At 42.3% G+C, this 20219-nt stretch carries 22 protein-coding genes and 2 tRNA genes; 7 read left to right on the top strand and 17 right to left on the bottom strand.

The window, feature by feature from the left end:
• Positions 1-45: 45 nt before the first annotated feature.
• The 4 genes from clpX to rdgB form a co-directional block, all read right to left on the bottom strand.
• On the bottom strand, positions 46-1329 hold the full coding sequence (gene clpX / locus RNZ41_RS09775; protein WP_096488392.1) for an ATP-dependent protease ATP-binding subunit ClpX: 1284 nt from the start codon (positions 1327-1329) through the stop codon (positions 46-48).
• A 56-nt stretch (positions 1330-1385) separates the two neighbouring features.
• Positions 1386-2060, bottom strand: coding sequence for an ATP-dependent Clp endopeptidase proteolytic subunit ClpP (clpP, locus tag RNZ41_RS09770; protein ID WP_256999118.1), 675 nt, complete (start codon positions 2058-2060; stop codon positions 1386-1388).
• Between the two features lie 137 nt (positions 2061-2197).
• Entirely contained in the window at positions 2198-3562 is a 1365-nt protein-coding gene (tig, locus tag RNZ41_RS09765; protein ID WP_065254097.1) for a trigger factor, read from the bottom strand.
• Positions 3563-3865: 303 nt separating this feature from the next.
• The gene (gene rdgB, locus RNZ41_RS09760) at positions 3866-4516 is read right to left on the bottom strand and encodes an RdgB/HAM1 family non-canonical purine NTP pyrophosphatase (protein WP_314027183.1); all 651 of its coding nucleotides are present in this window, start codon (positions 4514-4516) and stop codon (positions 3866-3868) included.
• A 525-nt stretch (positions 4517-5041) separates the two neighbouring features.
• Here rdgB and RNZ41_RS09755 point away from each other — a divergent pair.
• Entirely contained in the window at positions 5042-5668 is a 627-nt protein-coding gene (locus RNZ41_RS09755) for a superoxide dismutase (protein ID WP_314027182.1), read from the top strand.
• Positions 5669-5983: 315 nt separating this feature from the next.
• On the opposite strand, the gene panD is transcribed toward RNZ41_RS09755, so the two are convergent.
• The 7 genes from panD to ispE all read right to left on the bottom strand — a co-directional run bounded on the left by panD (position 5984) and on the right by ispE (position 10477).
• Complete coding sequence (gene panD / locus RNZ41_RS09750) at positions 5984-6364, bottom strand: aspartate 1-decarboxylase (protein ID WP_036589204.1); 381 nt, start codon at positions 6362-6364, stop codon at positions 5984-5986.
• Between the two features lie 214 nt (positions 6365-6578).
• Positions 6579-7166, bottom strand: coding sequence for an aminoacyl-tRNA hydrolase (gene pth / locus RNZ41_RS09745; protein WP_314027181.1), 588 nt, complete (start codon positions 7164-7166; stop codon positions 6579-6581).
• Between the two features lie 37 nt (positions 7167-7203).
• A complete protein-coding gene (locus tag RNZ41_RS09740) occupies positions 7204-7929 on the bottom strand; it encodes a 50S ribosomal protein L25/general stress protein Ctc (protein ID WP_007117245.1) in 726 nt (241 codons plus the stop codon).
• Positions 7930-8118: 189 nt separating this feature from the next.
• A complete protein-coding gene (locus RNZ41_RS09735) occupies positions 8119-9069 on the bottom strand; it encodes a ribose-phosphate pyrophosphokinase (RefSeq protein WP_065254102.1) in 951 nt (316 codons plus the stop codon).
• Positions 9070-9197: 128 nt separating this feature from the next.
• A tRNA-Gln gene (locus RNZ41_RS09730) sits at positions 9198-9273 on the bottom strand.
• A gap of 123 nt (positions 9274-9396) precedes the next feature.
• A tRNA-Gln gene (locus tag RNZ41_RS09725) sits at positions 9397-9472 on the bottom strand.
• 99 nt (positions 9473-9571) lie between these two features.
• Positions 9572-10477, bottom strand: coding sequence for a 4-(cytidine 5'-diphospho)-2-C-methyl-D-erythritol kinase (ispE, locus tag RNZ41_RS09720; RefSeq protein WP_076775009.1), 906 nt, complete (start codon positions 10475-10477; stop codon positions 9572-9574).
• A gap of 129 nt (positions 10478-10606) precedes the next feature.
• Here ispE and RNZ41_RS09715 point away from each other — a divergent pair, with 129 nt between their 5' ends.
• Both RNZ41_RS09715 and RNZ41_RS09710 read left to right on the top strand, forming a co-directional pair.
• Complete coding sequence (locus tag RNZ41_RS09715; protein ID WP_314027180.1) at positions 10607-11497, top strand: DNA adenine methylase; 891 nt, start codon at positions 10607-10609, stop codon at positions 11495-11497.
• Between the two features lie 2 nt (positions 11498-11499).
• Positions 11500-12402 (top strand): type II restriction endonuclease, encoded by a 903-nt coding sequence (locus tag RNZ41_RS09710; protein ID WP_007117240.1) that lies wholly within the window; start codon positions 11500-11502, stop codon positions 12400-12402.
• On the opposite strand, the gene RNZ41_RS09705 is transcribed toward RNZ41_RS09710, so the two are convergent.
• Complete coding sequence (locus RNZ41_RS09705; protein ID WP_007117239.1) at positions 12376-12900, bottom strand: hypothetical protein; 525 nt, start codon at positions 12898-12900, stop codon at positions 12376-12378. The two genes, RNZ41_RS09710 and RNZ41_RS09705, sit on opposite strands and share 27 nt — an antisense overlap.
• Before the next feature lie 8 nt (positions 12901-12908).
• Complete coding sequence (locus RNZ41_RS09700) at positions 12909-13121, bottom strand: helix-turn-helix domain-containing protein (protein ID WP_007117238.1); 213 nt, start codon at positions 13119-13121, stop codon at positions 12909-12911.
• A gap of 66 nt (positions 13122-13187) precedes the next feature.
• Between RNZ41_RS09700 and RNZ41_RS09695 the strand changes: the two genes are divergently transcribed.
• On the top strand, positions 13188-13403 hold the full coding sequence (locus RNZ41_RS09695) for a hypothetical protein (RefSeq protein WP_007117237.1): 216 nt from the start codon (positions 13188-13190) through the stop codon (positions 13401-13403).
• Positions 13400-14209 carry a DNA-methyltransferase gene (locus RNZ41_RS09690; RefSeq protein ID WP_007117236.1) on the top strand — a complete coding sequence of 270 codons (810 nt, stop codon included), beginning with the start codon at positions 13400-13402 and terminating at the stop codon, positions 14207-14209. Before RNZ41_RS09695 ends, RNZ41_RS09690 begins: the two co-directional genes overlap by 4 nt.
• On the opposite strand, the gene RNZ41_RS09685 is transcribed toward RNZ41_RS09690, so the two are convergent.
• The 4 genes from RNZ41_RS09685 to metX all read right to left on the bottom strand — a co-directional run bounded on the left by RNZ41_RS09685 (position 14199) and on the right by metX (position 18446).
• Positions 14199-15446, bottom strand: coding sequence for an MFS transporter (locus RNZ41_RS09685; RefSeq protein ID WP_050324938.1), 1248 nt, complete (start codon positions 15444-15446; stop codon positions 14199-14201). The two genes, RNZ41_RS09690 and RNZ41_RS09685, sit on opposite strands and share 11 nt — an antisense overlap.
• 239 nt (positions 15447-15685) lie before the next feature.
• Positions 15686-16267, bottom strand: coding sequence for a tetratricopeptide repeat protein (locus tag RNZ41_RS09680; protein ID WP_050324939.1), 582 nt, complete (start codon positions 16265-16267; stop codon positions 15686-15688).
• 358 nt (positions 16268-16625) lie between these two features.
• Complete coding sequence (gene metW, locus RNZ41_RS09675) at positions 16626-17234, bottom strand: methionine biosynthesis protein MetW (RefSeq protein ID WP_007117232.1); 609 nt, start codon at positions 17232-17234, stop codon at positions 16626-16628.
• Positions 17235-17279: 45 nt separating this feature from the next.
• Positions 17280-18446 (bottom strand): homoserine O-succinyltransferase MetX, encoded by a 1167-nt coding sequence (metX, locus tag RNZ41_RS09670; RefSeq protein WP_314027844.1) that lies wholly within the window; start codon positions 18444-18446, stop codon positions 17280-17282.
• Positions 18447-18621: 175 nt separating this feature from the next.
• Here metX and RNZ41_RS09665 point away from each other — a divergent pair, with 175 nt between their 5' ends.
• Together RNZ41_RS09665 and hemH are read left to right on the top strand one after the other, a co-directional pair.
• A complete protein-coding gene (locus RNZ41_RS09665; protein WP_309596894.1) occupies positions 18622-18966 on the top strand; it encodes a hypothetical protein in 345 nt (114 codons plus the stop codon).
• 125 nt (positions 18967-19091) lie between these two features.
• A complete protein-coding gene (hemH, locus tag RNZ41_RS09660; protein WP_314027179.1) occupies positions 19092-20111 on the top strand; it encodes a ferrochelatase in 1020 nt (339 codons plus the stop codon).
• The last annotated feature ends 108 nt before the right edge of the window (positions 20112-20219 follow it).

Genomic DNA, 20219 nt, shown 5'->3' with positions numbered 1-20219 from the left:
CATAGGCACGTTTTTTTAACTCGCTATTTTTAAAATCACTAACAGTTAAACAATCTCTGGCGATTGGTTATTATCAATAACCGCCTCATTGACTGTGACGGTTTTGCCGGGTGTCATCGAGGGTAATTCATACATGGTATCGAGCAGGGCATTTTCAATAATGGAGCGTAGGCCACGCGCGCCGGTACGACGCTTTAAGGCTTGTTTGGCAATCGCAACTAGCGCATCATCGGTAAACGATAACGTCGCATTTTCCATCTCAAACAAGTATTCGTATTGTTTGACCAGCGCATTTTTTGGCTCGGTTAAGATTTGTACCAATGCTTCTTCGTCCAGTTCTTCCAGTGTCGCGACCACAGGCAGACGACCAATTAACTCTGGAATCAGACCAAATTTAATCAAATCTTCTGGCTCGACTTGCTTGAATAATTCACCGGTTTTCTTGCCGCTGTCTTTGGCTTTTACCTCAGCGTTAAAACCGATACCGGTTTTTTCGGTACGCTGTTGAATGACATTGTCTAGACCAGCAAACGCACCGCCACAAATCACCAAGATATTACTGGTATCGACCTGAATCATCTCTTGGTTTGGGTGCTTACGACCACCTTGCGGTGGGATATTGGCAACCGTACCTTCAATCAATTTCAACAGCGCTTGCTGTACGCCTTCACCCGACACATCACGGGTAATCGAAGGGTTTTCGCTTTTACGGCTGATTTTATCAATTTCATCGATATAAATAATGCCTTTTTGCGCTCTCTCGACATCAAACTCTGCCGCTTGTAACAGTTTTTGTACGATGTTTTCCACGTCTTCACCGACATAACCCGCTTCGGTCAAGGTAGTGGCATCGGCGAGCGCAAATGGGACATCAAGTAGGCGTGCCAGGGTCTGCGCCAGTAAGGTTTTGCCCGAGCCCGTTGGACCAATCAGCAAAATATTACTTTTTGATAGCTCAACCATCGCATCTTCAGCGCCAAGTGTCGTCAGCGCCTTATCTTCACTCAGCTTTTCACTGACCTTTAAGCGTTTGTAATGGTTGTAAACCGCTACTGCCAAAGTTTTTTTGGCTTTATCTTGACCGATGACATACTCATCTAAGTGGCTGCGGATTTCTTTGGGCGTTGGCAATTTGCGCGCTGCCCAGTTTTCACGCTCATTGGTATCACTACCGTCGCTGCCCGATGACTTTGATTCGGCGATTAAATCATCGCACAGTTCAATACACTCATTACAGATATTGGCGTCTTGACCTGCAATTAGCTTTTTGACTTCGTGTTTGGCTTTACCACAAAACGAGCAGTGTGGCTCAATGTCATTTTTTGACATAAAAAAACGCTCCTAAAATTATGCTTGTTTTAATTGCTTTGTGATTGTGTAACCTATTAAGCAATGCTTGGACGTTTTTCTAATACTTCATCAATCAGACCGTATTCTTTGGCTTCTTGGGCATCTAGCCAATAGTCACGCTCGACATCACGGGCGATTTTTTCAAGTGGCTGACCGGTACGTTCTGCCAAGATTCTATTTAAGCGTTCACGGATTTTTAGGATTTCACGCGCATTGATTTCAATATCGGTCGCTTGACCTTGTGCCCCACCTGACGGTTGGTGAATCATCACACGCGCATTGGCTAAGGCATAGCGTTTACCTTTTTCACCCGCAGCCAATAAGAATGAACCCATACTATAAGCACCGCCCATACAAATCGTTGACACTTGTGGCTGGATAAAGTTCATGGTGTCAAACACCGCAAGACCCGCACTCACAGAGCCACCTGGTGAATTGATGTACAAGTTAATGTCTTTTTCTGGATTTTCCGCTTCTAGGAACAACAACTGGGCGACAATTAAATTCGCCATGTGGTCTTCAACTTGACCGGCTAAGAACACCACACGCTCACGCAATAAGCGAGAATAGATGTCAAATGAGCGCTCACCGCGAGCCGATTGCTCGACCACCATAGGTACTAAAGCACTTTGTGGTGACAACACGTCACGGGTTACGGTATTTTGGATTTGACTCGTCGCGAAAGGCGAGTCCAAGAATTTTTCTAACATGTTATTGTCCTTTTTAAATATGCAAAAGCCCTTATCGTTTATAAGGGCAATTGGCATAAAAACAAGTTACTAAGCTGACTAAAAATACATTCTTAAATGCTTAAGCTTAAATGCTTAAGAATGGATTAAGCCAATTATTACATCATCGCTTGTTGTTGGCTAGCCAGTAAATCTTGGTAAGATACTTCAGTATCAGTCACTTTACCTTGAGACAAGATATGATCGACCACTTGATCTTCTAACACTACCGCTTCGATGTTGGCACGTTCTTGCGCATTGTTGGTGTAATAGTCGATAACTTCGTTTGGATCTTCGTAGTTTTCTGCCATTTCGTTGATGTATGTGGTCACACGTTCTTGGTCAACTTCAAGTTTGTTTGACTCAATCAGGCTTGAGACGATGATACCAAGGCGGGCAGCGCGCAGGGCTTGCTCTTCAAACAATTCGTTTGGTAGCATATCTTTGTTAAAAGTTTTAGGATCTGCACCAAATTGCTGGGCAAAACGGTTTAACATCATGCTGCGTTGGCGATCGATTTCTTGCTCAAGCATCGATGCAGGTACGTCGATTTCATTTTTTTCAAGTAGGGCGTTAAATGCCGCTTCTTTCACTTGGTTACGGGCAGCGCTTTTTACTTCGCGCTCCATGTTTTTACGCACGTCTGCTTTAAGTTTGTCTAAGCCGCCTTCTGTTACCCCAAATGCTTCAAGGAACTCATCGTTTAATTCTGGTAATTGTGATTGCTCAACTGATTTGACGTTGATTTTGAACTGTGCTTGTTTGCCTTGTAGGTTTTCAGCTTGGTAATCTTCTGGGAACGTCACGTCGATGGTTTTTTCTTCGCCTGCTTTCATGCCTTTGATACCATCTTCAAAGCCTGGAATCATACGACCACTGCCTAAGACTAGGCTAAAGTCTTGTGCGCTACCACCTTCAAATTTTTCACCGTCGATTGAACCTTCAAAGTCAAACTTGACTTGGTCGCCTTCATCTGCGGCATCATCTTTGGCAACGTAAGTTTGGCGTTGTTTTTGTAGGTTTTCAATCATAGTGTCAACATCTGCGTCGCTCACGTTGGCAACTTGACGCTCAACTTCGATGTCTGATAACCCTTGCACTTCTACTTCTGGGAATACTTCAACCGTTGCTTGATAAACCAAAAAGTCGTTTTCAAGTTTCACGTCATCAATGTTTGGCATACCCACAGCGCGGATGTTTTCTTGACGAATCGCATCAAATACGGTATCGCGAATCACATCGTTGATGACTTCTTGTTGGATACCTGCGCCATATTGGGCGCGAATGTGTGATACGGGCACTTTACCTTTACGGAAACCGTCGATTTTAGCGGTTTTTGCCACTTGGTTGATGCGTTTTTCCACGCGACCTTGAATGGTTGACACAGGTACTTTAACCGTGATTTGGGTTTCAAGATTTGATTTTTTGTTGGTAGTTACTTCTAAGTTAGTAACTGTTGAATCTGACACATTTGAATTTGACATAACAAAACCTTCCATAAAATATCAAAAAAGAGCAGCGTGGGTGCCACTCATAAGGGTAAATAGCGATAAGTTATCAGGCTTTTAAGGTGATTGAAAAAAGCCTATAAAATACGCAATCCAAAATCTGTTGGTTAACGCATGCTAAAAGGCAAAAATTAACCGAAAGTGGTATAGTATAAATTAATCATCTAGTAAAGTAAAAAAATTGTTGCTGTAAAATCTCTGTATCGGCTACCTTAGCAGTCACACCCTGTCTATCTGCAAGAGTGTGAGTTGAAAACCTTTACTTTACCAATTGCACTTTTACTTCATCAATTGCATTAGCAGTTGCTGCATCGCTTGCCCGCGATGACTAATGCGGTTTTTATCGCTCTTTTGCATCTCGGCAGCGCTTTTTTGTACGCTTGGCACCCAAAATAGCGGGTCATAACCAAAACCAAGCTCACCTTGCGGGGCGGGCAAGATTTCACCTTGCCAAATCCCTTGTGCAATGATGGGTAGTGGGTCATCGGCATGGCGCACGAGTGCCAACACGCAAACAAACTGCCCGATAATCGGTTCATTCGCGTGTCTGTGGGGTTCAAGCAGCCGCAATAATTTTTGGTTATTGGCTAAGTCTTTATGCTCGCTAAAGCTGGCTTCATCTTGGGCAAAACGCGCAGAATAAATCCCAGGTTGACCGCCTAGTATGGGTACACATAAACCCGAATCATCAGCAATCGCAGGCAGTCCGCTAATACGGCTGGCATGCCGGGCTTTAATCAGCGCATTTTCAATAAAGCTCAGTCCATCTTCGACTGCGTCCTCGATGCCCAATTGCCCTTGCGGGGTGACTGTAATCTCAAGATTGGCTTGTTCAAATAATTGCTTGAATTCCGCGAGTTTGCCTTGGTTATTACTGGCGAGGACTAACTGGCGGGTAGGAAATAGTTGATTAAGGATAGAAACTGACATACAGACCCACTGTGTGTATTTTGCATAAAAAACTTGACCTTATCATAGCATAGTTAACAGTGGCTCGCGCTGCAAATACTCACATTGTAAAAGCCTTATACCAAACCACTACAGTTTTTTTTGAATAATTTGCTATCATCAAATAGCAAGTAACGGGTTAAAAATCAGCTTATTAGCATGCACTCATTGATTTTTACCCCACAAGATAATAAATCCCCACTATAGAAACGGTTAAATTCTGCCAATTTTTATGGCAAAATAACCCATGTGTTATGAGGATATTATCAAGGCTAATGATAGCAAGGTTGATAAACAAAGCTAACGATAGTAAAATTGGTGAGCGTTTTTAACCCTTGATAAAGCTTGATGAAGCATAGATAAATAACTTAAACCCAGCCAACTTGCCATTTTGGATATGGTTTTGATATATGCGCTTTTAATACAAAGCTTTTATCACACAAATGGCATGTGGTTACTTTTATCATAAAGTCATCACAACAATAGCGAAGGAAAAAGGAAAATAACATGTCACACATTACATTACCAGATTTACCATACGCCAAAAACGCGCTTAAGCCACATATCAGTGCAGAAACCCTAGAATTCCACCATGACAAACACCATGCGGCGTATGTCAACAAACTAAATGAGCTACTACCAGGTTCAGGTCTTGAAGGTAAAGAGCTTGATGAAATCATCAAAGCCACCGCAGGTGATAGTAGCAAAGCCACCATCTTTAACCAAGCGGCACAAGTTTGGAACCATACTTTTTACTGGAACTGCCTAACTGCCAATGGTGGCGGTGAGCCAACAGGCGATCTAAAAGCCAAAATCGAAGAAGCATTTGGCTCGTATGCAAAATTCCGTGAAGAATTCAAAAACGCGGCTGTAAGCCAATTTGGTTCAGGTTGGGCATGGTTAGTGGCTGACAGCGTTGGTGGTAAATTATCAATCATTAAGACTGCAAACGCAGACACCCCATTAGCCCATAACCAAGTTGCAGTATTAACATGTGACGTGTGGGAGCATGCTTACTACATCGACTATCGTAATCGTCGTCCAGATTACGTTGACACTTTCCTAGACAAACTGGTCAACTGGGATTACGCAAACGCCAAATACAAAGGTCAAGAAGCTGGCGTAGAAAAATAATCGCCTATCTTTGCTTGTTTAAGCCCTTTAATTTTTTAAAAAAGCCGAATCAATTTCGGCTTTTTTCATTAACAGACACTAAAAGTAAAACTTTGTTAATTGCCGAGTAAGACTTTCGTTATCTGCCACATTGGTACTATCTATCTGACCTATCGCCAGCAAACGGGTAAGTTAAAATTTACGCTTAAACCCACCTATCAATCTACCTATCAGCCAAACGCATTGTCTAAAGATAAAAAATGTAGACAACAAAAAGGCGAGTATTCAATGACTCGCCTAATTTATTTGCACATTTGTGGTAAAGATAAAGCAGTGTTAAGAAACTTGTACAGGAATCACGTTGGCAGTGTCTTTAACGATATTACCTTCATCAAGGTAAACCAAGCGTGGATGATGGTTGTCGGCTTCTTTCTCATCCATTTGCGCGTAAGCAGCGATAATCACCACATCGCCTAAATCCGCCATGTGAGCGGCTGCCCCGTTGAGCGAAATCATTTTTGAGCCTGCTTCTGCACGAATCGCATAGGTGCGAAAACGTTTACCATTGTTGACATTGTAAATGTCGATTGATTCGTTCTCACGGATGCCCGCCAAGTCGAGTAACTCGCTATCAATGCCACATGAGCCTTCGTAGTGAAGTTCACAATGGGTCACACGCGCGCGGTGAAGTTTGGCTTTTAATAGGGTTAATAACATGATCGTTCCTTACCTTGTCAGGTTAACGCGATGCGCGTCATTGTGGTAAAAGTGAGCAGGCTAGTCATGAGAGGCTATTAACCAACTCGATAAAAGTTAAACATGATTGAAATATCAGGTGAGAAATTCATCCATCTTGCAATCAATATATGGAAGGAAAATAAAAGTTCAAGGATAGACCCTAAGATTTATCAATCTTGTCCTTTGGTTAACGTTAGGCATTAGGTAGTTTAAAACTATTGATGGCTTGCTGGGCTTTGGCTAAGTCACCTGTCACCAAATCGGGCAGGGTACGCATGGCAGCGTCTAGCATACTGTCAAATGCGATTTGCTCATCAGCGGTCGGTTTGCCAAGCACATAACCCGATACTTTGGACTTATGTCCTGGATGACCAATCCCCAAACGTAAACGGTGAAAATCCGCGCCGATATGTGGCACGATATCACGCAGTCCATTATGACCGCCATGACCACCGCCTGTTTTTAAGCGCATACGACCCACATCAAGGTCAAGCTCATCATGAACAATCAGCAGTTCGTCATTGTGGATGCCATAAAAATTCACCATCGGCACCGCCGCTTCCCCTGATTTATTCATAAAAGTATGCGGTAACAATAAGCGTATATCCATGCCATACACTAAGCCACGCCCAACCAAACCATGAAATTTTTTATCCAACGTCATGGTGATGTTAAACGTCTCGCTTAGACGCTCCACAAACCAAAAGCCAGCATTATGCCGTGTTTGGGCATACTGCTGACCTGGGTTGCCAAGTCCGACAATCAGTTTCAGTTTTGACACGCTGATTATTCCAACTTAAGCGGCAAATGATAAATGATTATTCATCATCAGATTTTGGGGCATCATGGGTATCATCTTGTGCTTGAAGCTTACGTGCTTCTTCGTCACCTTCAGGATCACGAGTACCGGCAGCTTCTTCATTTGCTTCTGGCTCGATTGGCTCTTCAACTTCCACCGTTGGCGCTTGCATAGTAGCCACAGTACGGTTAAACGGTTCAGTCACTTCAAGCTCACGAATGGCAACGCCTTCAGGTAACTGGATATCTAACAAGTGAATCGAATCACCGACGTTCATGCCAGATACATCTACTGTCAAGTATTCTGGGATTTTTGAAGGAATGGCAGTGATTTCAAGTTCAGTGGCATTCGATACAAAGATACCGCCTGCTTTATGACCTGGTGCATCTTCAGCGCCTACATAGTGTACAGGAACAGTGATGTGCATCGCTTGACCACGGACGATACGTTGGAAGTCAGCGTGCATTGGGGTGTTTTTAGCTGGATGACGTTGTAGTGCTTTAATCACCACTTCTTCCGTACCTTGACCTTCTACGTTGATGGTCAAAATGTGAGAGAAGAAACTTTCTGTTTCAAGTGATTTAATCAATTCATTGTAACGGATAGCAATAGAGGCTGGCTCTTTGTCCGCACCGTATACGATTGCTGGTACTAGGTTTTGTTTACGAAGGCGGCGGCTCGCACCTTTACCTTGTAACTCGTCGCCACGTACAACAGCGTTTAATTCAAAAGTTTGGTTACTCATGGGAGTTTCCTTGGGTTAGGCTAGTCATGGGTGCCTTGTCAGTATGACTTGGCTTTTTGCCTTTACTTACAAAGCTCTACTTACAAAGCTTTAGTTAAAAAGATTGGCAAGTGACTAGCGAGTGAAAAAAAGCATAAATTTGCGACCAATTTATGCGTTATGCGCCACTTTTTTAAAAAATGGCAAAACTTATATAATATCAAACATCGCACTCAATGATTCTTCATTGTTGATACGACGTAGCGCTTCAGCCAGCATAGGGGCAATGGTCACTTGGCGAATTTTGCCCGTGTTTTTTGCGGCATCTGACAGTGGAATGGTATCGGTTACGACAAGCTCATCAAGCACTGACGCTGCAATTGTTTGGATTGCTTTACCTGACAATACTGGGTGAGTGATGTAACCCACCACCCGGCGCGCGCCTCGGTCTTTTAATGCGGCAGCGGCTTTACACAGGGTACCTGCGGTATCCACCATATCATCGATAATCACGCAATCGCGGTCTTTAACATCGCCGATGATATGCATGACTTCTGATTCATTGGCTTTGGCACGGCGTTTATCGATAATTGCCATGTCGGCATCGCCTAACTGTTTTGCCATCGCACGGGCACGCACTACACCGCCCACGTCAGGGGATACCACCATCAAGTTATCGTATTTTTGCTCACGTAAATCTTTAAATAAAACCGGCGTACCGTAAATATTGTCTACAGGGATATCAAAAAAACCTTGAATCTGGTCTGAGTGCAAATCCACCGTAACGACACGGTCAATGCTCACAATATTGAGCATATCAGCGACCACTTTTGCTGAGATAGGGACACGCGCTGAGCGAGGACGACGGTCTTGACGTGCATAACCAAAATAGGGCATCACTGCCGTAATGCGACCTGCACTCGCACGGCGCAAGGCATCTGCCATTACCATGATTTCCATCAAATTGTCATTGGTCGGTGAGCAAGTTGATTGTAGGATAAAGACGTCTTTACCACGTACATTCTCTTGGATTTCAACCGCGACTTCACCATCCGAAAAACGCGTCACATCGGCACGTCCTAGCGGAATATGTAAGTGATTGGTGACATTTTTTGCTAATTCTGGATGGGCATTTCCGGTAAAAATTGCCAAATAAGGCATATGCGAGTCCTATTTTTCTAGACAAACGACGGTTTCATCAAACAAAAAAAACCCATCAACTAACTTTTACAATTAGGATGAGAAAAACGTCATTACGTCAACTACTAAAAATGGGTTAGTAAAGAAAATGGCAGGGGTAGCTGGACTCGAACCAACGAATGCCAGGATCAAAACCTGGTGCCTTACCAACTTGGCGATACCCCTGTGACGGTGCGAACTATACCGATTTTAGGCAATTTTGTCAATGTAAAATGTCTTGAACAGCGCAGATTTTATGACAAAATTTTTACTACGTGATGCACAAAAAAATCTGTACATCTTTGAATATGGCAGGGGTAGCTGGACTCGAACCAACGGATGCCAGGATCAAAACCTGGTGCCTTACCAACTTGGCGATACCCCTATATTGGAAGCGATATTTTAACCAAAAAACATAAAATTGCAAGCTTTTTTTGGGCATAAACATCAAAATTTTTGCAATTGTTGATTTCTCAAAATTTTGTTACAGCGTATGCACCCAATATGCTTGAAAAGGTAAGGATTGTAGCCAGTGTTTAATGCTATTTTTATCAAAATCGCTAGGTACTGGTAAAAACACACAGCTTCCTGAGCCCGTCATGCGCGGTGTGGTGTGGGTGGTGGCGGCAAGCGTCCTTAAAAACTTCATTGCGGCATTGACGTCTGCAGATAAGGCACATACCACAGGTTCAAAAACATTGGTAAAGTCATCGGTTAACTCATTGGTAAAGGCATGACAATGGCTTTGCAAATAGCCATGAGAAAGGCTTGCACAGTCCCGTTTTAGCAGCGGATGGGCGAACAGTTTAGCCGTGCTGATATGGGCATCGGGTTTTAACAATAAAAATTGCTGCGCAGGCAAGTCAATCGGCGTTAAAATATCGCCAATGCCTTCAGCAATGGCATCTTTGCCAAAAATAAATATTGGTACATCCGCGCCCAGTTTTGCGCCAATGAGGCGTAGCTGCTCATTGCTCAATCCCAGCTGCCATAGGGTATTTAGCGTCATCAGGGCTGTCGCACAATTAGACGAACCCCCGCCCAAGCCTGCCCCCATCGGAATGTGTTTATCGAGGTGAATATCAACAATCGGTAATTGGGCGATTTGCGAGTCATTCAAGATTTGATGATTCTTGGCAAAAGCTAATAAGGCAATGGCCGCTTTAATAATCAGATTGTCGGCAGGGTTGTCGGTGACGTGCTCGGCATTGGACAGGGTGACGGGCAAGTTGTCGCCAATGGTTGTATCCGTATGACTAAAAGTGAGCGTATCGTACAAATCTATCAGCCGAAATACGGTTTGTAGATTGTGATAGCCGTCGGGGCGTTTACCGGTAATATGTAAAAATAAATTGATTTTGGCAGGGGATTGTTGGGTAAGGGTCGGCATATTTTTATAATGAGTGACAGGTTTGCTTAAAATTCTAACACATCAATTTGCATTGAAGTTCATTGAAAGGATAAAAATCGGCTGTGCTATAATGCCTATCCTTTTTGATTCGATGTTCAAATTTAAAAAATGTCTCAACTTAAACCTTTTCTAAAATGGGCTGGCGGTAAATCACAACTCATCGGTGATATACAAGCACGTTTGCCAAATTATACAGCCAATCAAGATTTCTGCATGATTGAGCCATTTCTGGGTGGGGGTGCGGTCAGTTTTTGGGCATTATCTAACTTAAAATATTTAAAAAAACTTATTATTAATGACTTTAATGAAGATCTAATAAATGTCTATCAGGTTATCAAGGCAGATGTTCAACAATTAATGATTGAGTTAGATAACTTGCAAAGAGATTATGATAAGTTGTTAGATAAAGATGCAAAAACGCCTTATTTTTATGCTAAACGTGCAAGTTTCAATCAAAGAAATCTTGATCCAGTGAAGCAAGCCAGTTTATTTATATTTTTGAATAAAGCCAGTTTTAATGGGCTATATCGAGTTAATAAAAAAAATCAGTTTAATGTGCCAATAGGTAGTTATAAAAGACCGATTTTTTTGGATAAAGCATTATTACTTGCAGTCTCTGACGCGTTGCAAAAAGTCGTGATTTTACAGGGTGACTACGAGCAAACGATTAAAGCGCTACCAAACAACTTACCTTGCTGGTTTTATCTTGATCCACCTTATCGCCCGATTAGCGAAACAGCAAGTTTTACTGCGTATTCTCATCAAGTTTTTGATGATAGTGAGCAACGTCGGCTACATGAATTTTGCCAAAAAATTGATAAATTGGGGCATCAGTTTTTATTAAGTAATTCTGACCCAACGACGCACAGCGAGTATGATGATTTCTTCGACATACTCTATCAAGATTTTAATATCGAGCGAGTAACGGCTAATCGTGCTATTGGGGCAAAATCAACCAGTCGCCAAGCCGTCAATGAATTATTAATACGGAATTATTAGTTATGGATAGTCAATTGTTTGCAGATGAACATTTTAAAAAGTTCATTGAGACACTAAATTTAAAAGGTATCACTCAGTTTGATTATTTTGTGAACTGGGGAAAGGTGTTTAAAAATATTACCCCAATCGAAAAAGAGCTGAATTTGTTAAACACTGCCATTGGTAAAGAAGATATCGAAGCGGCATTGTTCGATATTCTTAAGACTTATCCGAAGACAATTAAGACAGTACCCACTCTTTTGGCAATTCGAGACAAATCAATTGAAGTTTTGATTGATAGCACGGCTTTTATTTATAAAAATTTTGATTTTAATTTAAAAGAAGTCACAGATGAAAAAATTCACGATGTGGTAAATCTCTTGGTCGAAAGTGGTTTTGCGGAATTGATCAAAACCAAGCAAATTAAAAGTATCCCTGACTATTGTATTGGTGTAGAAGTTGGACTTGATTCCAACGGTCGAAAAAATCGTGGTGGTACATCGATGGAAAAACTCGTTGAATCCTTTGTCGCCATATTTTGTCATGAACACAATTTAGCTTATTTGGCTCAAGCCAATGCTAAGAAAATTAAAGACGTTTGGGACATGGATATTGCTGTCGACAAATCTTCGAGAATCATCGATTTTGTAATCAAAAAAGATGGGCAGTTATTTTTTATCGAGTGCAATTTTTATGGCGGTGGTGGCTCAAAGTTAAAATCCACCGCAACTGAATATATCGAAATGAGCCGATTTTGGGAGGCTCAGGAGGTTACTTTTATTTGGGTGACCGATGGGAAAGGTTGGCTGACAACTAAAAATCCATTACAAGACTATTTTGAACGCAACAATATTTTGCTCAATATTGAAATGTTAAAAGATGATTATTTGGGTAAAATTTTATTCCCAAACAATCTTATTAAGTAAGTCAGCAACATTAAAAAAGTAGTCCGATTGATTATCTCGAATATATTGTAATGGGTCTTTATATTTAGGCTTATCAAACCATTCGCTTAGTAAGTAATAAAAATGAACTTGTTTTTCTAAAGGGGTAAACATTTTCTGATATTGCTGGGTTTTAAAAGGAAAAGTTGTCAGTTTCTCATCAACTGACCCGCCTGTATTTTGAAACTTTTTCTCTATGATATAACATGACTTTTGGGTAATTAATACATCATCAGGCAATAATTGAGAGCTAATAAAATCTTGCCAATTTATTTGATTAAGCAATAAGTAATTTTTGTACAAGCCATACTTAGAAAAATGTTCAGCGACCAAAATATTTTTCAAATAAATTTTATTATTTACCGTATGAAAATTAGGTAGAGCATCAATCACTGTCAAAAGATCCATGTTTCTTTCAAAGGTTAGACCATTAATATTGGTTTGTGCCCCACCGCCAAAACTATTAGGCTGTCTTGCCATTATTTATCCTAAAAATCAAATAATTCACTTAACGACAAATCAAACGCGTTAGCAAAAATCTCAATATTGACTAACGCAGGATTTCGCTCGCCACGTTCGACCATGCCAATATAGTTACGATGAAACCCTGTCAGTTCTGCTAACTGCTCTTGACTGAGATTTTTAGCTTTGCGCAGTTGGCGAATTTTTTGCCCAAACTTGATTAAAATGTCATTTTCCATTGCGTTATTCTCACTGATTGATTAAAATTAACTACACACAATAAGTGTTATTTTGGAATTATTGACATGCATGTTGCTTACAAGTTCAATGATGATTGTGAATGGCTAGCGGATGAAGGCATCAAAGGCAAAATTGTGAATACCTTGCGAATGCTTAGCTTGGATAGTCGGTTAGAAAACCAGACGGTTTTCATTCCTGATGGTTGTGAAGAAATGGGGTTTTTAGAAGGGAGTTATGATATCGCGTCAATGTTGCACTTTATTGCGGATATGATGGAATGATTTTTTATCAATCAGAACTACAAGATTTCACGCTGCTGCAAGGTGATTGCTTACACATTTTGCCGACAATCGATGATAAATCTATCAATATGATTTTTGCCGATCCGCCTTATTTTTTATCCAATGACGGATTAACGGTAAAAAATGGCATGGTGCAATCTGTTAATAAGGGCGAATGGGATAAATTTAGTGATGATAATGAAGTCTATATTTTTACTTATGATTGGCTAAGCCAAGCAAAGCGAATGTTGGCAGATAATGGCACGATTTGGATGAGTGGAACCCACCACAATATTTTTACGCTAGGGCGAGTATTATCACAACTCAATTTTAAAATCTTAAACATGATAACTTGGGAAAAACCCAATCCACCGCCAAATTTTTCTTGTCGCTATTTCACCTATTCAACTGAATGGATAATCTGGGCAAGAAAAAACCCAAAAATTCCGCATTACTTTGATTATGAATTAATGAAGTCGCTCAATGGTGACAAACAAATGAAAGATGTTTGGCGTCTGCCTGCGGTATCAAGCTGGGAAAAGCAATTTGGCAAACATCCTACGCAAAAACCGTTAGGATTGTTGTCAAGGATTGTTTTGGCGTCTACCAAAGCCAATGATCTCGTGCTTGACCCATTTACAGGCTCATCGACAACAGGTATTGCTGCCAATTTATTTGGTAGAAAATTTATCGGAGTTGACCAAGATAGTAATTTTTTAACCTTAAGCAAAAATCGCTATCTTGGGTTGGATGAAAAATCACGCCAATATTTTAAAGAGAGAGTAAAGCAACAGATTAGCTTGTAGCTTTCATTATTTTCGGCTCTTGAATCGGTAGATTGAGCACAGCAGCTAAGGCAGCCAGTGCCATATCGGCATACCACATATACTGATAATTACCAAATTTATCGACCACAATTCCCCCCAAGTAGGCGCCCAAAAACCCACCAACTTGGTGACTAAATAACACCAATCCAAACAAGGTCGCCAAATATTTGACCCCATACAACTTGCCGACGGTTGCCGCAGTCGGGGGTACCGTGGCAAGCCAAGTTAGACCTAAGCTAACCGCAAATATAAAAAAAGTCGTTGCGGTTTTGGGTGCCATCAAGAAAATCGCAATCAAGATAGTACGGCTCAAATACATCCAAAACAAAATATATTTACTGCGAAAATGACCCACACACCAACCGACAAACAAACTGCCAACCACATTAGACAAGCCAATCAACGCGAGCGACCAAGAGGCAACATTGCTACCAAGACCCGCCAACGTCACTTCCATCGGCAAATGAGTGACCAAAAACGCAATATGAAAACCACAGGTAAAAAAGCCGATATGCAGCAGCCAGTAGTTACGATCGCTAAGCGCGCGTCGAATGCATTGTGATAGCGTTTCGTGGGCTTGGTTATTGGCAACCGCCGACGAAGCGGCAGGCGCATGTTTACCTACATTGTTACCCTGCGTGAGATAATAGGCCAACGGCAAACACAGCAAACTTGTCCCTGCCATAAAATACATTGCCCCTGTCCAACCTACCACTGGCAGGGCAATTAACCCTTGTAAAATCGGCGCAAATAAAAATTGCCCAAACGAGCTACCTGCATTAATAATACCCGATGCAGTGCCGCGCATATGGGGTGGGGTCTGATTCGCTACTTGCCCCATCAGCACTGAAAAACTACCCGCACCTGTCCCAAATGCGACCAAAATCCCAAGCGTGACCACCAAACCACCGGCACTGACAAAATAGGGTACACTAAAACAGCCAATCGCCAGTAGCAAGGTGCCGAACAATAGTACCCGCCATGCGCCAAACTTATCCGCTAGCGCCCCTGTCACAGGCTGTGACACGCCCCACATCAGCTGTGTCACCGCTAAGGCAAAACTGATTGGCACAATGCCAATATGCGCGCTAGCATCAATCGGTTTGATAAATAACCCAAGTGATAGCCGAATCCCAGACGTAATCAATAAAATAACCGCAGCGGCGGCAACTAACAGCCAAAGCTGATTTTTTGACGGTAGGGCAGGGTTTGGCATAGGGCATATCCAAAAAAAGGTAGCAAAAACTGGGGTGGCAACTACTTGGCTAACGCGCTAGTATCTGACGCATAAAACTGTTCAAAAAAATCCATGAATGCGCGATTTCATACAATCAATGTGCGCCGAGCAATCTTGATTAATTTAACCCATAAAAACAAAAAACCCTAGTAAATACTAGGGTCTCAGGGATTTTAATGGTTAGGTTAACACTTAACCAAACATTCGTTGTATTAAATTTACTTGCTTTGGAACCAAGAATCCGCACGGCTACGTGCAGTGGCAATATCTTGTGATGACAAGTTTAATGCCAATTGACCGATTTTGCTTTGCGCGCGGGTGCGTACTTGGTCTGATAGCATGCCGTCACGAGCCGCTAGGTCATACCATTTGTAGGCATCGACCAATTTTTTTTCTTTTTCATCTAGCATGGCTAGGGTATAGCTGGCACGGTTATCACCCAGTTTTGCCGCTTTTTCTAACCAATAACGCGCTTGCCCAGCATTAGGCTGCACGCCTTCGCCACGAATATACATCATGGCAAGATTTAATTGTGCAGGTGCAATGTCTTGTTTGGCGGCGGTGGTGTACCACTGGATGGCTTGTTGGAAGTTTTGCTGAATGCCGAGACCTTTTTGGTAGCGTTTGGCTAGGAAGAATTGGGCTTGTTGATTGCCAGTTTTAGCTTGGCTTAGTAATGCCATCGGTTCCATGCTGTCATAGCGTGAGCCATTGAGTGGAATATTGGCAACCAGTTCAGCGCTTGCAACGCCTGATAAGCTTAAAAATGCAGTTAATACGGTGACTTTTAATAATTTCATAACCAACTCCGAGTATCAAGCTGCAGCCATCGCAAGCTTGCCTAGGTTTAGATAAAATAAACTTAATAAATAGGTAAACGAATTAACAGAAAATCTTAAATTTTACAATGATTTAGCCATTCGTTATGTTTTAATAGGATAACGCAATCTTTTGATTGTTTTAGGTTAACACTGTTTGCTTTGCGTTTCAAATATTTAAGTGAAAATGTAAACAGTTGTTACAATATTTCACAGGGGAAACAAGGCTTGCGATACTTGGTGTCGTATAGGACTTTACTTTTGTGACATATTGTTAGATTAGGCGGTAATTTATCTGCTTACTAAATCTTCATAGGCATAGAATCAGCGATAAAATAGCTTAGTTTTTGGTAACCCGATAGATTGCCACATCGGCAAGTAAGTTGGGGTTTTTACGGATAATTTGTGCAAGTAGCCAAGGGTAGGGCTTTTCACTTTCTTGTACCGCAAAACGATTGATGATACGGATGTCATTGTCATCACACAGTTTTTCAAAGTCTTTAAAGGTACACAAGTGAATATTGGGCGTGTTGTACCAAGCAAACGGCAGGGCTTCAGACATTGGCATCATGCCTTTGATACCCAAGTGAATACGGTTTTGCCAATGCGCAAAATTAGGGAAAGTGACAATCACTTCTTTGCCAACACGTACCATATCGAGAAGTAGTTGGTCGGGCTCTTTGACCGCTTGTAGGGCGCGCGCCATCACCACCGTGTCAAAGCTTGCGTCGGCAAACCGCGCCAATCCATCATTTAAGTCTTGCTCAATGACGTTAACGCCTTTGGTAACACAGTCATTGATTTTAGTTTGGTCGATTTCGATACCATAGCCAAACACGCCCAATTTGTTTTGTAAATGCGCGAGTAAATCACCGTTACCACAGCCTAAATCCAAGACTTTGGCATTGGGTTTGATCCAGCGTTCGGCAAGTTGATGGTCGATTTTCATTCAATTCTCGTTAAATCTAAAGTTAAATCCAAAATTAAATCTAAATTAAGCGGTTAAAAAATTAAATACCGATTGACGATAGGTTGGAATATCAAACAAAAACGAATCATGCCCATAGGCGGCATCGATATTGATATAGCTTACGGGCTTACCATTGGCAATTAGCGCATCCACAATTTCTTGTGAGCGCTCTGGGCTAAACCGCCAATCGGTGGTAAAGGATATAATTAAAAACTTACATTGGGTATTTGCCAATGCCAACCGTAGCGCATCGGTATCAGTCAAGCTATCATTGAGACTGTCATCCGCAATCGCGCCACGCGCCGGGTCAAAATAATCCAAGGCTTTAGTCATCAGCAAATAGGTATTGGCATCAAAACGTTCACTAAACTGCTCACCTTGATAGCGTAAATAACTTTCCACTTGAAACTCTACATCGTAATTGAACATCAGCTTGCCGGCTTTTAAATCGCGTCCAAATTTCACCCGCATCGCTTCATCAGTGAGATAAGTGATATGACCGACCATACGCGCCAAAATCAAACCGCGTTTGGGGATTTTGCCTTGCTCGATATAGCGTCCTTCGCAAAAATCAGGATCGGATAAAATCGATTGGCGTGCCACTTCGTTAAAGGCAATATTTTGCGCAGATAGCTTGGGCGTACTGGCAATGACCACACATTTTTTTAGCCGGCTCGGATAGTCAATTGACCACTGCATGGCTTGCATACCACCCATTGAGCCACCAACAATGGCATGCCAGATATCAATGCCGAGATAGTCAGAGAGCATGACTTGGGTTTTTACCCAGTCTTTGATGGTGACTAAGGGAAAATCTGGACCATACGGCTTGCCGGTTTCTGGGTTGGTACTGGTTGGACCGGTCGAGCCGTAGCAGCTACCAATGTTGTTAAGACACACCACAAAAAAACGCGTGGTATCAATCGCTTTGCCAGGACCGATAAAAGTATCCCACCAGCCGGCTTTTTTATCATCGCTGCTATGATAGCCAGCCGCATGATGACTGCCCGATAGCGCATGACAAATCAATATCGCATTGGATTTATCGGCGTTGAGCTCGCCATAAGTTTCCACCATTAAATCAAAAAACGGCAGCGTGCGATTGCATTCTAGCGTCAATGGGGTATCAAAATGAATTTTTTGCGGTGTGACGATACCCACAGACTTGCCACCAGATTTGGCAAAACTAATAGGATGATCGTCGTCAAAATTTTTGGGGACAGTCAATTCAGCTTCAGGTAAAATCTTGGCATGTGGTTTGTGTTGCTGTGTACTCACCCGCTTTCTCACTAATTTTTGATTGATAACGCATTAAAAGTATAGCTATTGTAAGGGTTTATATGGGTTATCACAACTTGGAATTCAAATGCCAAATTTAGCATCATCACCCCACCATACACTCCTATCGCTCACAGGATTGGCGCTCACGGGGTTTTTGGCATTGACGTATTTGGCGTTTCATCAGCCAACATCGGTTTCGGCTGCCAATGCTAGTATAGTTACAAGCGACACGATGGTCAGCCATCCAAACAGCTACCAAAGCCAACAGCCCAAACAGCATAACCACCAAGCAGACGGTGAATCAGCTAGCAGCCCCTCACAAAACGCAATCTTTAAAAGTAAAAGTCCTGCTAAAAGCCCCGTATCATCTGAACAAAATTCTCGCCTAGTGGATGCCCTACTGGTGATGGGTGGGATAGGTTGTCATTGATTCAAATATAGCTTAAAAAATGCAATAATTGAGCAATTTCAGGTGATTATCCAGTACGCGTACCCTAGTAAATATGCTAATCTTAACCCCACTTTTTTTATGATTTTTTGGATTAAAGACAAATTATGAAGCCAAGCAATCCACCTGAAATTGCCGTTGTCCTTGTGAATTTGGGAACACCTGATGCACCAACTGAAGCAGCGGTGCGTCGCTATCTCAAACAATTTTTGTCCGATCCGCGCGTGATTGAAATTCCGCAGTTTATCTGGCAAATCATCTTAAACTTGTTTGTGCTACGCAGTCGCCCCAAACGGGTTGCCCACGCCTATGCTAGCGTGTGGGACGGTGATTCCCCACTGCGTAAAATCACGCTTGCCCAAGTGGACTTGTTGCAGCAGCGATTTGACCAACATCAACTGCCTTGCAAAGTGAGCGTCCATGCTGCCATGACCTATGGCAAACCTGCGTTAACGGATGTGTTATCGGCATTAACTGCCAAAAAAGTAGAGCAAATCGTGATATTGCCAGCTTATCCGCAGTTTTCCGGTTCCACCACTGGCGCGGTGTTTGATGTCGTCGCCAAATGGGGTCTTAAGCAGCGTAATTTACCCAGCATCAGCTTTGTCAAAGATTATTTTGCTCATCCGCAATACATCCAAGCCTTGGCTGAGAGCGTCAAACGCTTCCAAGCTGAACATGGCAAACCTGAAAAATTGCTATTGAGTTTTCACGGGATTCCAGAGCCGTATGAGCAAAAAGGCGATCCGTATGCCAGACGCTGTCGCTGTACGGCAGCGCATTTGGCGCAAGTGCTGGGGCTTGAGCGTCATGAGTGGGAATGTAGTTTTCAATCACGCTTTGGCAAGCAAGAATGGGTCAAACCCTATACGGATGTCACCTTAACCGAGTGGGGCAAGCAAGGGATCAAGTCAGTGCAGGTGCTGAGTCCGGCCTTTTCGGCAGATTGCTTAGAGACGCTAGAAGAGTTGGCAGTCGAAAATCGACAGACATTCCAGTCTAATGGCGGTGGGGACTATCATTATATCCCTGCACTCAATGTGGATGCTGCGCATATTGACTTGTTTGAATCATTGGCATTGCCACACGTGCAAGCGTGGCAACAAAATCTGCAAGGATGGTATTAACATTTATTGTTAAAGCTTGGGCTTAAAGTAGGTTATTAAGCGCATTAATAGCAAGCCTTATTAACTGCAAGCCGATAAAAAAGGTTGGTAACTTACCAACCTTTTTGG

Origin of the sequence: Moraxella sp. DOX410, assembly GCF_032248735.1 — a bacterium.
Lineage (GTDB): Bacteria > Pseudomonadota > Gammaproteobacteria > Pseudomonadales > Moraxellaceae > Faucicola > Faucicola tetraodonis.
The sequence above is the reverse complement of the archived record's forward strand: the minus strand, read 5'-3'. Positions and strand labels throughout refer to the sequence as shown.

What these genes read in the sequence shown, in the direction of transcription:
- clpX (WP_096488392.1), bottom strand. Translation starts at nt 1,329, where the DNA reads ATGTCAAAAAATGACATTGAGCCACACTGCTCGTTTTGTGGTAAAGCC.
- clpP (WP_256999118.1), bottom strand. Translation starts at nt 2,060, where the DNA reads ATGTTAGAAAAATTCTTGGACTCGCCTTTCGCGACGAGTCAAATCCAA.
- tig (WP_065254097.1), bottom strand. Translation starts at nt 3,562, where the DNA reads ATGTCAAATTCAAATGTGTCAGATTCAACAGTTACTAACTTAGAAGTA.
- rdgB (WP_314027183.1), bottom strand. Translation starts at nt 4,516, where the DNA reads ATGTCAGTTTCTATCCTTAATCAACTATTTCCTACCCGCCAGTTAGTC.
- RNZ41_RS09755 (WP_314027182.1), top strand. Translation starts at nt 5,042, where the DNA reads ATGTCACACATTACATTACCAGATTTACCATACGCCAAAAACGCGCTT.
- panD (WP_036589204.1), bottom strand. Translation starts at nt 6,364, where the DNA reads ATGTTATTAACCCTATTAAAAGCCAAACTTCACCGCGCGCGTGTGACC.
- RNZ41_RS09740 (WP_007117245.1), bottom strand. Translation starts at nt 7,929, where the DNA reads ATGAGTAACCAAACTTTTGAATTAAACGCTGTTGTACGTGGCGACGAG.
- RNZ41_RS09735 (WP_065254102.1), bottom strand. Translation starts at nt 9,069, where the DNA reads ATGCCTTATTTGGCAATTTTTACCGGAAATGCCCATCCAGAATTAGCA.
- ispE (WP_076775009.1), bottom strand. Translation starts at nt 10,477, where the DNA reads ATGCCGACCCTTACCCAACAATCCCCTGCCAAAATCAATTTATTTTTA.
- RNZ41_RS09715 (WP_314027180.1), top strand. Translation starts at nt 10,607, where the DNA reads ATGTCTCAACTTAAACCTTTTCTAAAATGGGCTGGCGGTAAATCACAA.
- RNZ41_RS09710 (WP_007117240.1), top strand. Translation starts at nt 11,500, where the DNA reads ATGGATAGTCAATTGTTTGCAGATGAACATTTTAAAAAGTTCATTGAG.
- RNZ41_RS09705 (WP_007117239.1), bottom strand. Translation starts at nt 12,900, where the DNA reads ATGGCAAGACAGCCTAATAGTTTTGGCGGTGGGGCACAAACCAATATT.
- RNZ41_RS09700 (WP_007117238.1), bottom strand. Translation starts at nt 13,121, where the DNA reads ATGGAAAATGACATTTTAATCAAGTTTGGGCAAAAAATTCGCCAACTG.
- RNZ41_RS09695 (WP_007117237.1), top strand. Translation starts at nt 13,188, where the DNA reads ATGCATGTTGCTTACAAGTTCAATGATGATTGTGAATGGCTAGCGGAT.
- RNZ41_RS09690 (WP_007117236.1), top strand. Translation starts at nt 13,400, where the DNA reads ATGATTTTTTATCAATCAGAACTACAAGATTTCACGCTGCTGCAAGGT.
- RNZ41_RS09685 (WP_050324938.1), bottom strand. Translation starts at nt 15,446, where the DNA reads ATGCCAAACCCTGCCCTACCGTCAAAAAATCAGCTTTGGCTGTTAGTT.
- RNZ41_RS09680 (WP_050324939.1), bottom strand. Translation starts at nt 16,267, where the DNA reads ATGAAATTATTAAAAGTCACCGTATTAACTGCATTTTTAAGCTTATCA.
- metW (WP_007117232.1), bottom strand. Translation starts at nt 17,234, where the DNA reads ATGAAAATCGACCATCAACTTGCCGAACGCTGGATCAAACCCAATGCC.
- RNZ41_RS09665 (WP_309596894.1), top strand. Translation starts at nt 18,622, where the DNA reads ATGCCAAATTTAGCATCATCACCCCACCATACACTCCTATCGCTCACA.
- hemH (WP_314027179.1), top strand. Translation starts at nt 19,092, where the DNA reads ATGAAGCCAAGCAATCCACCTGAAATTGCCGTTGTCCTTGTGAATTTG.